The following is a 13,133-nucleotide window of genomic DNA, read 5'->3' on the forward strand; positions in this document are numbered from 1 at the left end:
AAGGTGGCAGAAAAATTATTGGAAATCCAAAACTTGAAACTTTATTTTAACGAAGGTAAACCGAACATGGTAAAAGCGGTAGATGATATATCGTTCGATATCTATAAAGGAGAAACGCTTGGCCTTGTTGGAGAGTCGGGATGCGGAAAATCAACGACAGGAAGAACGATCATTCGTCTATATGAAGCGACAGGCGGTAAGGTTTTATTTCAAGGAAAAGATGTACACGGCAGAAAATCGAAAAAGGAATTAAAAGAATTCAATCGGAAAATGCAAATGATTTTCCAAGATCCTTATGCATCCCTGAATCCACGGATGAAAGTCGCTGATATCATCGCGGAAGGCATCGATATTCACGGATTAGCGAAATCCAAAGAAGAACGAATGGAAAAAGTATATAAATTACTGGAAACAGTTGGATTAAAAAAAGATCATGCAGACCGATATCCTCATGAATTTTCAGGCGGACAGCGGCAAAGAATTGGAATTGCACGCGCTCTTGCAGTGGAACCGGAATTTATTATTGCGGATGAACCGATTTCTGCGTTGGATGTTTCCATTCAAGCACAAGTAGTCAACTTACTAAAAAAATTGCAAAAAGAAAAAGGGCTGACGTATTTATTCATCGCCCATGATTTGTCCATGGTGAAATATATCAGCGATCGAATTGGTGTGATGTATTTTGGCAAATTAGTGGAACTGGCACCAAGCGAGGAACTGTATCGGAATCCTCTTCATCCTTACACACAATCCCTTCTCTCGGCCATCCCGCTGCCGGATCCTGAAAGTGAACGTTCGCGAAAAAGAATTTTGTATGATCCGAGCGTCCACCAATACGGACCTGATGATCAATTGGAAATGCGGGAAGTGACTCCCGGACATTTTGTCTATTGTTCAGAAAAAGAGTGGCATCAGTATAAAAACAGTCTAAACGAGTAATTTTGCATTCAAAAGATTTGAATGATACATCGTAAGAACGTTTGCGAAAAGCGATATTCTTTATATGAGGAAACACGATCCTTTTTCAGGGGATCGTGTTTTATTTGCACACATGTATCTGTCTAAAGTTCCAATTAAGAAGGCAACAGCCGCGATAGCTTAACGGAAGAGCGTACATTGAGGCGGAATCTGAAGGAAGAGGACGGCAAACTTCTGATTGAAAGAATACGGATTACCCGTTTTTCATCATCGTATACATTATCAGCGGGGGATAAAAGGACATTACACTTGTGCCTAATGTCTTTAGCGATAATTTAAATTCGCAGTTCCTGTTGTCCAAGATCCATTTATCTGTTTCCATATGTGGCTCATTTCATTTTTGCGAACCTTTTTTGTGAGAGAGCAGGTTCTTTCGGCATTCCGATTGTTTGGATTCTTTCTTGATTTGTCGAAGTCATCTCCAGGATGCGTCGCCAAAATAAAAATAAACATCTCTTGGCTCCGAGCAATTTTGAGCTTTTTATCTTTTGGCTATGTTATATTACAGGACATAGTCGGATTATCTCGAAATCCGTTCGCTTTTCCTTCTTATTTCAGTATGAAAAATGAACAGAGTAATTTTCTCTTAAAAGTTTTATTGCAGCTATTTCCGAATATGTTTGAACAAATAGACATAATAAAGCGATTTCAATAAGCAGATAAATCTAAATTGAAGAAATATTGATATTATTTTAATAAATTGATATACTCTAAAATAAAGTAGTGCAATGTTCTTAAATGATGGAAGACTTCATCGAGAAAGGAATACAACAAAGGAGGTGTTGATGTGATCTCGTTCCGACATGTGAACAAATATTACGGAAATTTTCATGTTTTAAAAGATATTAATCTTGAAATCAATGAAGGAGAAGTCGTCGTGGTGATCGGTCCTTCCGGATCGGGGAAAAGCACGATGCTCCGCTGCATCAATCGTTTGGAAGAGATTACGGATGGCGAACTTCTCGTCAGAAATCTTAAAGTAAATGACAAAAAAACTGACATCAACGAATTGCGAAAAAATATCGGCATGGTCTTCCAACATTTCAATTTGTATCCGCATAAAACCGTTTTGCAAAATATTACTCTTGCGCCGATTAAAGTGCTCGGCTTGGGAAAAGAGGAAGCGGAGAAAAGGGCTATGCGTTACCTGGAAAGAGTGGGCATCCCGGATAAAGCGAATTCGTACCCATCGCAATTATCGGGCGGCCAGCAGCAGCGTGTGGCCATTGCCCGCGGGCTGGCGATGGAGCCAAGCATTATGCTGTTTGACGAACCGACTTCCGCGCTTGACCCGGAAATGATCGGGGAAGTGCTCGATGTTATGAAGTCGCTTGCAAAAGACGGCATGACAATGGTGGTCGTCACGCATGAAATGGGATTCGCCCGCGAAGTGGCAGACCGCGTCATCTTCATGGACCAGGGGAGGATCATCGAAGACAACACGCCGGAAGAATTTTTCAAAAATCCGCGTGCGGAACGGGCGCGCACCTTTTTGAACCGTGTTCTCAATCATTAAATATATATAGAGGGGGATTAGAATGAGAAAGATGAAAAAATGGTTTACAGTGGGCTTGATTTTTGTTTTAGCGGCCGCTTTGATGGCGGGCTGCGGCAAGTCAGAAACGACAAGCGGCAGCAGCGATGATCCGATCCAGCAAATCAAAGACAAGGGGAAAGTGGTTGTCGGAGTCAAATATGATACATATTTATTTGGCTACAAAGATCCGAAAACCGGAAAAGTGGAAGGTTTTGATATTGATATTGCCAAAGCGATTTCCAAGAAAATTTTCGGCGATAAGGTAAAAGTGGAACTCAAGGAAGTCACGTCCAAAACACGGATTCCGATGCTGCAAAACGGTGATGTGGATATGGTCGTCGCTACCATGACCATCACGCCGGACCGCAAAAAAGTCGTCGATTTCTCGGATGTATACTTTGACGCCGGTCAATCGCTCCTTGTGAAAAAAGGCAGCAAGATTCATAGCGTCAAAGATTTGAAAAAAGGGACAAAAGTATTGACGGTAAAAGGTGCGACGTCCGGAGACAACGTCAAGAAAGCCGCACCGGATACGCAAGTGCTCGAGTTTGAAAACTACCAGGAAGCATTCACAGCTTTGAAATCCGGAAAAGGCGATGCGCTGACAACCGACAATTCGATTCTTTATGGCATGGCTGCTCAAGATCCGGATTATCAGGTCGTTGGCGGTACATTTACGAATGAGCCGTACGGCATTGCGATGAAAAAAGGGAATACGAAACTCGTGAAAGCTGTAAACAAGGCTTTAAAAGAACTGAAAGACAGCGGAGAATACGACAAAATCAAAAACAAATGGATCAAAGAATAATAATCCGGAAAGGGGTGGGCAAAAAAATCGCCCATCCCTTTCCACTGATTGAACCGTAAAGGAGTGAAACAGGTATGCTCGATTTTTCGATCCTTACTGACTATTTAGATTTATACATGCAGGGCTTCGTCAATACGATTAAAATCAGCATTATCGGTCTGATTGCCAGTTTCATTCTTGGCAACATCATTGCCGTTTTCCGGCTGGCCCCTGTCAAGCTGCTGAATTTTATCGGCGCCTTCTACGTGGAAGTAGTCCGCAACATTCCGTTAATTCTGATCGGTTTCTTTTTCTACAACGGGCTCAGTTATTTCCATATTAACTTAAGCGGATTTATCGCAGGGACCATTGCGCTTTCCATCTACACAGCCGCCTTTATTGCAGAAGCCGTGCGTGCCGGCATCCAATCGGTCGATAGGGGACAGCTTGAAGCTGCGCGTTCCACAGGCCTGACTTACATCCAGGCGATGCGTTATATTATTTTGCCTCAAGCGATCAAAATCGTAATCCCGCCGATCGGCAACCAATTCCTGAACTTGGTTAAAAACTCTTCCATTCTTGGGGTTTTTGCAGGGCTCGACCTTATGTACTACGCCGATATCATCCACGAAAAAACGTGGATTACGTTTGATACGTATATTTTTGTCGGCATGTTTTATCTCGTCCTGACCATTCCGCTCAGCTTGCTGGTCAACTACCTGGAACGCCGGCTGGCAAGAAGCGAATAACGACGCATAAACAAATCATTTGGAACGATACAAGGAGGGGAACGTTATGGACTTTGCCGGAGCTTATTCAGGCGAAAATTTGGCATATTTACTGCAAGGCTTTGCGGTGACATTGAAAGTTGCCGTTGTGTCCATTATTTTAAGCTTCATCTTCGGCTGTGTACTCGGCATTTTGCGTTACACAAAAATTCCGGTTTTATCGAGTGTGGTTGCGCTTATAGTGGAAGTCATCCGGAACTTGCCGCTGATTTTGATTATTTTCTTTACATATTTTGCCTTGCCGGAAGTCGGCATCAAAATGAGCGTTACGATGGCGGCGATTGCAGCCCTGACAGTGTTCGAATCGGCCATGATAGCCGAAATCGTGCGCGGCGGCTTGAACTCGATTCCAAAAGGGCAGATTGAAGCCGCCCGTTCATCAGGCCTTAATTATATCCAAACGCTGTGGCATATCATCCTGCCGCAAGCTTTGAAAAAAATGATCCCGCCGCTTGTGAGCCAGTTCATCTCGCTGTTAAAAGATACTTCTCTTGCGATTATCATTTCGCTGCCGGAACTTTTGCACAACGCAAAAGGCATCTACAGCGGGGAAAGCGGCGCAAAATACATTATCCCGATTCTGCTTCTTTCCGCATTTATGTATTTCATCGTCAACTATTTGCTGTCCATCTTGGCCAGAAAACTTGAAAAACGCCTTGATCCGGATCGCTCCACCGCCAAGCAGCTCGCCAACACGACTGAAAACATGATTTAAAAGCGGAAAAAGGTATCTCAAAGCGATTGGGATACTTCTTTTTATAGTAAGTAAGATTTGTTTTAAGCTTTAGATGGATTTTGCTGGATTTCTGCCAAATGTAAAAGAGTAAACGCCAGTGATGGACGAAATCAACAAGAACTGCGCCACCTTCCCTACTCGATTGGAAAATGTGAATGGCTGAAGTAAAGAGGAATCGAATTCTGTCTGTCATCCGTATATCTTGCCGGACAATAATGAATGAGGAAGGAAAGAAAAAGAATATTTTAGAGAATTTTAGGAAATCTATATCAAAAATATTGAATATGGTGTATAATACATAATGTATCTTCGCTCCAAAATTATTTTATCTTTAAAATATTCATTTATTGATATTCCTCAAGATGAAGCAAGTATTATTAAAATTTAAGGAGTGTGATTGAGGAATGGTAACAATATACACTTCACCAAGTTGTACATCTTGCCGAAAAGCAAAAGCATGGTTGGAAAAGCATGATATTCCATATACGGAACGAAATATTTTTTCCGAACCTCTCACCATTGAAGAAATTAAAAGTATTTTAAGAATGACGGAAGATGGAACGGATGAGATCATCTCTACCCGTTCGAAAATATTCCAAAAATTAAACGTTGATTTGGACGCTCTTCCGCTTCAAGATTTGTTTGAATTGATCCAGGCTAACCCTGGTCTGTTAAGAAGACCGATTATTATGGATGAAAAGCGCCTTCAAGTGGGATACAACGAAGATGAAATTCGACGCTTTTTACCTAGAAAAGTACGGACATTCCAATTGTTGGAAGCTCAAAAAATGGTGAACTAAGCTTTTGCTTCGATAGACGTTTTTCGATAGGGCTGGTTTTCTTTAAGAAAATCAGCCCTATTTTTATGAGCTTTTCCATATCCTAGTGACATGTGACTCCAAGAATTATACAATGAATGGTAATCATAAATGGATAAGGTGGTCAAGATGAAGAATCATTTTCTTTCGATCCCATTATAATAGACAAAAAGAACAAGAAAAAGAGGCAATTTTCATTGGACAAAGGAGAAAGACATCCACATGAATAAACTTTGGCTTAGAATCTTCTTAACCTTTTTTGCGCTTTTGTTGGCCGTTCTCCTTGGGATTGGGTTTGTCATTGCGGACATCATGAAAAATACTTACATGGATATGATCCGAAACCAATTGTCCCAGACCGCTGATATCATTGTCAAAACGGTTGACACCAAGTCCATGTTTCAACATTCAAATGAGCTTCAAAACTATATTCACCACTATTATTCTTATCACGATCCGCGGATCACGATTATTAGAGCAGATGGGAAAGTGCTTGCAGACTCCGACCGTGATCCTCGCAAAATGGAAAATCATTCAAACCGTCCCGAATTTCGTGAAGTGATTCGCGAACATCGTTCATATGGGGAATCTATTCGCCGCAGCCCGACGCTTGGCTATAGCATGATTTACATAGCGAAACCGATCCAAAAAGACGGAAAGTCCATTGGCGTTGTACGGATTTCCGTTACTTTAAAAAAAATTGAACACACGCTCGATCAACTATGGATCAGTCTCGGTTTGGCCATGGTGATGACCTTAACGGTTTCCGGATTCATCGGATTCAGAATGGCTAAACGGTTTACACGGCCGATTGAAGCGAGCATTCAAGTTGCGAATCGCCTAATTGAAAAAGATTATGACAGCAGAGTGAAAACAAAGGCGAGCGGCGAGTTGAAACAGCTCGTGAATGCGATCAATGACTTAGCCATCAGTTTAAAGCAGCAGATGGAAGAAATCCGTGAAAACCAGCAGCGGCTGACTGGGGTATTGGCTAATATGGTAAGCGGCGTCATGCTCATTAACCCTGCTGGAAGAATTACTCTTGTCAACAGGGCGATGGAAAAAATTATCGGTGCTTCTTCTGAAAATTTAATTGGAAAGCTTCATATCGAAGCGGGGAAAAACTTTGGTCTTAGCCAGCTGATAGACCGTTCATTAAAAGAAGGAGTGCACATTCATGAAGAAGTGCATATTTATTATCCGAAAGAAAGGATACTGGATGCGCATATTGCCCCATATGTGGGCGATCATGAAGAAGTAAAAGGAGTCATAACCGTTCTTCACGATATTACAGACATTCGCCGGCTCGAAAAAATCCGCAGCGAGTTCGTAGCCAATGTTTCCCATGAATTAAAAACACCGGTGACTTCATTAAAAGGATTTGCGGAAACTTTGTTAGACGGGGCCATGTATGATGAAGAAACTTGCCGTACTTTTTTAAAAATCATTTATGATGAAAGTGACCGGCTGCATCGCTTAATTTCAGACATTCTGGATTTATCCAAAATTGAACAGCAGAGATTGCCTTTAAAGCCTGAGCCTCTCAACGTATCACAGGTTATTAACGAGACAGCGGAAACCATCCAAGAGACGATTCATAAAAAACGGCTTCATCTGAGTCTTCCGGATCATAAAGAAGTGGTGATCGAAGCGGAAAAAGATCGGCTGCAGCAAATCATATTAAATCTTTTAACGAATGCCGCGGCTTACACACCTGAAGGCGGGTACATCGATATAGAACTGCATGAAAGAGAAAAAGAAGTGGACATTGTCATAAGAGATACGGGAATCGGCATTTCCAAGCAAGATTTGCCTAGGATCTTTGAACGTTTTTACCGCGTGGATAAAGCAAGATCTCGTCAGTCTGGAGGAACAGGTCTTGGTCTCGCCATTGTCAAGCATTTAGTGGAGTCCCATCATGGCACTATTCAAGTAGAAAGCGAGGAAGGAAAAGGGACGGCATTCACCATTACTTTGCCGAAAAAGCAAATAAAATCGTAACTATGAACCGCACCCATCTCATTCATGGTGCGGTTTTTTCATTACATTTAATCGCTTTTGATCATAGATAAGACCTTAGTTTTACAGCTTCAAAACAATAAATATGACCGTCTTTACAATTTCTTAACATTCTATTAATACAGGCTTAATACCGCCCCATTATCTTAAAACTTGTAAGAGAGAACAGAACCTTATTAATTCATAGGGGGAAAAAAATGAGAAAAAGATTGATCGCATTGTTCACAATGGTACTGCTATTTGCCTTCGCGGCAGCAGGATGCGGCAACAATTCAAACAAGGATGCCGGCACTCCTAGCAAAACCGACAATAACAATGGAACAGCCCAATCTGGTTCCATTACAGCGGTAGGATCTACTGCATTACAACCTCTTGTACAAGAAGCAGCTACTGAATATATGAATAAAAACTCCGGTACAACGATCAATGTACAAGGCGGAGGAAGCGGAACAGGCTTAAGCAAAGTGCAAGAAGGTGCTGTCGATATTGGGAACTCCGACGTGTTTGCTGAAGAAAAAGACGGTATTGACGCCAGCAAACTAGTTGATCATAAAGTCGCTGTTGTAGGAATGGGACCCGTTGCCAATAAAGATGTGGGTGTAGATAATCTGACGAAAAAACAATTAATCGACATCTTTACTGGAAAAGTGAAAAACTGGAAAGAAGTTGGCGGTAAAGATCAAAAAATCGTTGTCATCAACCGCGCAGAAGGATCTGGAACAAGAGCTGTGTTTGAAAAAACGGCATTGGATGGTGCGACACCGATTAAATCCCAAGAACAAGATTCTTCCGGAACGGTTCAAAAAATCGTTAGCGAAACTCCAGGAGCAATTAGTTATTTAGCATTTTCTTACTTCAACGATCAAATGACTGCTTTAAAAGTGGACGGGGTTGAACCGACGGAACAAAATGTAGAATCAGGAAAATGGAAAATCTGGGCATATGAACATATGTATACAAATGGCGAACCATCCGGATTAACAAAAGATTTTCTTGATTATATGATGTCCGATGATGTTCAAAACAGCCTTGTTAAAAAATTAGGTTATATACCGGTATCAGGAATGAAAGTTGAACGTGATGCAAAGGGAACGATCACCCAAAAATAATTTTTGGGGGGTCTCTCCCTTTTTCTTACTTGTATTGGAAAGGGGAAACCGAATTGAGCGACAGAGTAGTTGAGTGGACAAAAATGAAGAGTGCTCGTGCGAAATCAAAAATATGGATTGAGCGGCGCGGGAGAATGGTGACACTTTTATGCGTCGCCTTTATGGTTTTTGTGGCGGCCTCTATTTTGTATTTTGTGACATCAAAAGGATTGAGCACGTTTGTGGTCAATAAAGCAAGCATTACCGATTTTCTTTTTGGAAAAGAATGGGATCCGGGGAAGTTAGACAAAGAAGGGAAGCCAGTAGTTGGCGCATTGCCGATGATTGTAGGATCGTTTGCCGTCACGCTGTTTTCTGCATTAATTTGTGCTCCATTTGCTATTGGTGGGGCTGTGTTTATGACGGAAATTTCCCCGAAATTTGGGAAAAGGATATTGCAGCCGGTTATTGAATTATTGGTCGGTATTCCATCCGTAGTGTATGGATATACTGGCTTAAGCTTAGTAGTGCCGTTTTTAAGAGATCATTTTTCAGGCAGCGGGTTTGGAATTGCCGCGGCGACGATCGTATTGACCGTCATGATTTTGCCGACGATGATGAGTTTATCGGTGGATGCCATTCTTGCGGTTCCGGCTTCATTGAGAGAAGCATCGCTTGCATTGGGGGCCACAAGATGGCAAACCATTTATAAGGTTGTACTCAGAACAGCGCGTCCGGGAATTTTGACAGCTATGATTTTTGGAATGGCTCGAGCGTTTGGAGAAGCTTTGGCTGTCCAAATGGTAATCGGAAACTCGGCCGTGATTCCAAAATCGTTGATGGAGCCAGCAGCCACCTTGACGAGTATTTTGACAATGGGTATGGGAAACACCGTTATGGGGCAAGTGGAGAATAATGCATTGTGGACATTGGCGCTTATATTATTATTGATGTCTTTAGTGTTTATTATGATTGTAAGGATTTTGGGACGCAGGAGGACTTTTGAATGAAAGCGAAAATAGCTGATCGTGTGGCAACAATCGTGTTTTATATCATCGCGCTATTACTCGTACTTCTATTAGTGGGGCTTCTTGGTTATATATTGCTAAAAGGTCTTTCGCATATTTCCTGGCATTTTATTACATCGCCTCCGGAAAGTTTTCAAGCGGGTGGCGGAATAGGACCTCAATTGTTTAACTCATTATATCTACTAGTGTTAACGATGCTCATTAGTATCCCTCTATCGCTCGGTGCCGGAATTTACATGGCAGAATATGCGAAAAAAAATATATGGACGAATATTTTGAGAACGGTCATCGAAGTACTATCGTCTTTACCGTCCATCGTAGTAGGATTGTTTGGTTTTCTCTTTTTTGTTATTTCGATGGGCTGGGGATTTTCCATCTTATCCGGTGCATTAGCATTAACATTGTTTAATTTGCCTCTTATGGTGCGGGTAGTGGAAGATTCGATAAGGGGAGTTCCATCTTCACAAAGAGAAGCAGGTCTAGCCCTCGGCGTTTCCAAATGGGAAACGATTAAACACGTCTTGCTGCCGGCTGCACTGCCTGGAATCATTACCGGTATTATTTTGGCATCAGGAAGAGTTTTCGGTGAAGCGGCCGCTCTCATTTATACCGCAGGAATGAGTTCTCCTAATCTGGATTTTACCAATTGGAATCCATTCAGCCCAACCTCTCCGTTAAATCCGCTGCGTCCTGCTGAAACTCTGGCTGTCCATATTTGGAAAGTAAACGGCGAAGCGGTGATACCGGATGTTAATGCCGTATCTAGCGGGGCTTCTGCTGTGCTTGTGTTATTTATATTAGTCTTTAATGTCAGCGCTCGTTGGATTGGAAAAAGAATTTATCGGCGGATGACATCAAGCTAAGGGAGGAAGAACAGAATGGCGACGACAACACTGATGAAAGAAAATAAAGCGAGCAGAAACGTTCGCTCAGGAGCTGTGACAATGACAGTCCCAGAAAGCAGTTCTGAAAAACCATTAAAGAGTGAAAATGTCATTTTAAAAACGAATAGTTTACGTGTTTTTTACGGAAACCATCTGGCGATCAAGAATGTCAGCGCCTCTTTTATGGAAAATCGGGTAACGGCTCTTATCGGTCCATCTGGATGCGGCAAATCCACCTATTTGCGAAGTTTAAACCGTATGAATGATGAAATTCCCGGATGCAGAATAGAAGGAGAAATTTTATACAGAGGCATCGATTTAAATCATCCGCAAGCGAATGTATTTGATATCCGGAAAAGGATTGGAATGGTATTTCAACGGCCTAATCCTTTTGCTAAATCCATTTTTGAGAATGTGGCTTTCGGACCGAAGCACCATGGCGTCAAAAATAAACAGCTGTTAGAGGAAATCGTTGAAAAAAGCTTACGGAAAGCAGCATTGTGGGATGAAGTGAAGGACCGGCTTCATCGTTCCGCGTTGGCTTTATCAGGAGGCCAGCAGCAACGGTTATGCATAGCAAGAGCTTTAGCAATGGAGCCAGACGTTTTATTGCTGGATGAACCGGCTTCGGCACTTGATCCTGTTTCAACGGGCAAGGTAGAAGAATTAATCGAAGAATTGAAAAAAGATTACACGGTGATCATTGTGACGCACAATATGCAGCAAGCCGCACGGATTTCCGATTATACGGCCTTCTTTTATATGGGGGAACTCGTTGAATTCGGGGAAACAACAGAACTTTTTACAAACCCGAAAAAGAAGCAAACGGAAGACTATATTACTGGAAATTTCGGTTAAAGTTTCAATCGGAGGAGAGAACAAGATGGCCATTGCGACCCAACAACAATCCATTATTCAGGCCCGTAATGTCAATGTTTATTATGGTGACTTCCATGCGTTGAAAAACATTCATTTTGAAGTGAAAAAACATCATATTACTGCACTGATTGGTCCATCCGGATGCGGCAAATCCACTTTTTTGCGTACTTTGAACCGTATGAACGATCAAATAGCTGGATTTCGCGTCGAAGGGGATATCATCATTGAAGGAAAACCAATATACAGCCCTAAAACAGATGTCGTTCAATTAAGGAAACGTGTCGGCATGGTATTCCAGCGGCCCAATCCGTTTCCTATGTCCATTTATGACAATGTTGCCTATGGACCAAGGATCCATGGAATAAAAAAGACTCGCGACTTAGATGAAATAGTGGAAAAAAGTCTTCGATATGCTGCTTTATGGGATGAGGTTAAAGACCGCCTTCATACTTCCGCCATGGGACTTTCAGGTGGACAACAGCAGCGTTTGGTCATAGCGAGGGTGCTTGCGGTCGAACCGGAGATCATTTTAATGGATGAACCGGCTTCCGCGTTGGACCCTATTTCTACTGCAAAAATAGAAGAATTGATTTTAGAGTTGAAAAAGTCCTACACCATCGTGATAGTGACGCACAATATGCAACAGGCGGCGCGTGTTTCGGACGAAACGGCCTTTTTCCTAAATGGTCAAGTTGTTGAATTTAACGATACGGAAACGATTTTTACTAATCCACAAAGAAAAGAGACAGAAGACTATATTTCCGGTCGTTTTGGATGATTTATTTTTCAGACAGGACAAAAGCGGTCGAGAAAAAGGATAGGGGGTTCGGCTAAAGTGCCTAGAAAATTATTTGAAATTCGTTTGCAGGAGCTGCATGAGACGTTGTTAAAAATGGGACTTCTGGTGGAAGAAGCGATTTTTAAAAGCGTGCATTCGCTGGTCGAAAAAGATTCGGAGCAAGCAACAAATGTCATCCATAACGATCCGAAGATCAATGATTATGAAATTGAAATTGAAAAGAAATGCTTTGAGTTGATCGCAACGCAGCAGCCGGTTGGCACTGATTTAAGGAAGATTGCGACCATGTTGAAAGTGGCAACCGATTTGGAACGGATGGCTGACCATGCAGTGAGCATTGCAAAAATCACCATCCGTTTGGAAAATGAAATTTATTTAAAACCGCTCATTAAAATCCCCCAAATGGCAGAATGTGTGAAAGAAATGGTTCACGAAGTGCTTGAAGCCTATATTTCCTTAAACGAGCTGACGGCGGTGAAAGTGTCCGAAAGGGACGACATGGTAGACCGTTATTTTTCACAGATTGTATTAGATTTAGTGGAAGACATGAAACAAAATCAATCACAAATTCATCAAGCGTCGCATCTCCTGCTTGCTGCTCAGCATTTGGAACGAATCGGAGATTATGTGACAAATATTTGCGAATGGATTGTGTATTTGAAGACAGGTACCATCGTCGAATTAAATAAATAGCAGCACCATTGTGAAGCAATAAATCTTTAAAGCATGCTGATTAAAAAGCGTGCTTTTTTTATGTGCGCCCGGCATGTACATGAACTATAGGGTGTAAGT

The 13,133-nt window shown here is 41.9% G+C and carries 13 protein-coding genes; all 13 read left to right on the top strand.

All coding sequences use genetic code 11. From position 1 onward, the window contains the following. Nucleotides 1–3 precede the first annotated feature (3 nt). The 13 genes from NST81_RS05320 (at nt 4) to phoU (ending at nt 13,034) form a co-directional block, all read left to right on the top strand. The gene (locus NST81_RS05320; RefSeq protein WP_048622881.1) at nt 4–939 is read left to right on the top strand and encodes an ABC transporter ATP-binding protein; all 936 of its coding nucleotides are present in this window, start codon (nt 4–6) and stop codon (nt 937–939) included. Nucleotides 940–1,765: 826 nt separating this feature from the next. After that, nucleotides 1,766–2,494: an amino acid ABC transporter ATP-binding protein gene (locus NST81_RS05325; protein WP_327797947.1), complete on the top strand. Its 729-nt coding sequence runs from the start codon at nt 1,766–1,768 to the stop codon at nt 2,492–2,494. Between the two features lie 22 nt (nt 2,495–2,516). Further along, entirely contained in the window at nt 2,517–3,323 is an 807-nt protein-coding gene (locus NST81_RS05330; protein ID WP_003353676.1) for a glutamate ABC transporter substrate-binding protein, read from the top strand. A gap of 74 nt (nt 3,324–3,397) precedes the next feature. After that, entirely contained in the window at nt 3,398–4,051 is a 654-nt protein-coding gene (locus tag NST81_RS05335) for an amino acid ABC transporter permease (protein ID WP_003353675.1), read from the top strand. A 46-nt stretch (nt 4,052–4,097) separates the two neighbouring features. Continuing rightward, complete coding sequence (locus NST81_RS05340; protein WP_003353673.1) at nt 4,098–4,805, top strand: amino acid ABC transporter permease; 708 nt, start codon at nt 4,098–4,100, stop codon at nt 4,803–4,805. Nucleotides 4,806–5,230: 425 nt separating this feature from the next. Next, nucleotides 5,231–5,626, top strand: coding sequence for a transcriptional regulator SpxA (gene spxA, locus NST81_RS05345; RefSeq protein ID WP_003353672.1), 396 nt, complete (start codon nt 5,231–5,233; stop codon nt 5,624–5,626). A 240-nt stretch (nt 5,627–5,866) separates the two neighbouring features. After that, nucleotides 5,867–7,645, top strand: a complete 1,779-nt coding sequence (gene pnpS / locus NST81_RS05350) for a two-component system histidine kinase PnpS (protein ID WP_328203492.1) — start codon at nt 5,867–5,869, stop codon at nt 7,643–7,645. 215 nt (nt 7,646–7,860) lie between these two features. Further along, nucleotides 7,861–8,772, top strand: coding sequence for a phosphate ABC transporter substrate-binding protein PstS family protein (locus tag NST81_RS05355; RefSeq protein WP_327797942.1), 912 nt, complete (start codon nt 7,861–7,863; stop codon nt 8,770–8,772). Nucleotides 8,773–8,855: 83 nt separating this feature from the next. Next, nucleotides 8,856–9,761 carry a phosphate ABC transporter permease subunit PstC gene (gene pstC / locus NST81_RS05360; protein WP_341030474.1) on the top strand — a complete coding sequence of 302 codons (906 nt, stop codon included), beginning with the start codon at nt 8,856–8,858 and terminating at the stop codon, nt 9,759–9,761. Continuing rightward, complete coding sequence (gene pstA, locus NST81_RS05365; RefSeq protein WP_341028750.1) at nt 9,758–10,642, top strand: phosphate ABC transporter permease PstA; 885 nt, start codon at nt 9,758–9,760, stop codon at nt 10,640–10,642. Before pstC ends, pstA begins: the two co-directional genes overlap by 4 nt. Before the next feature lie 15 nt (nt 10,643–10,657). Then, nucleotides 10,658–11,521, top strand: a complete 864-nt coding sequence (gene pstB, locus NST81_RS05370; protein WP_445662356.1) for a phosphate ABC transporter ATP-binding protein PstB — start codon at nt 10,658–10,660, stop codon at nt 11,519–11,521. Between the two features lie 25 nt (nt 11,522–11,546). Then, nucleotides 11,547–12,320, top strand: coding sequence for a phosphate ABC transporter ATP-binding protein PstB (gene pstB / locus NST81_RS05375; RefSeq protein WP_003353665.1), 774 nt, complete (start codon nt 11,547–11,549; stop codon nt 12,318–12,320). Nucleotides 12,321–12,377: 57 nt separating this feature from the next. Next, nucleotides 12,378–13,034, top strand: coding sequence for a phosphate signaling complex protein PhoU (gene phoU / locus NST81_RS05380; RefSeq protein ID WP_003353664.1), 657 nt, complete (start codon nt 12,378–12,380; stop codon nt 13,032–13,034). Nucleotides 13,035–13,133 lie beyond the last annotated feature (99 nt).

The sequence above is a fragment of the Bacillus sp. FSL W8-0223 genome, from assembly GCF_038006805.1.
In the GTDB taxonomy this organism is placed as follows: domain Bacteria; phylum Bacillota; class Bacilli; order Bacillales; family DSM-4216; genus Bacillus_O; species Bacillus_O smithii.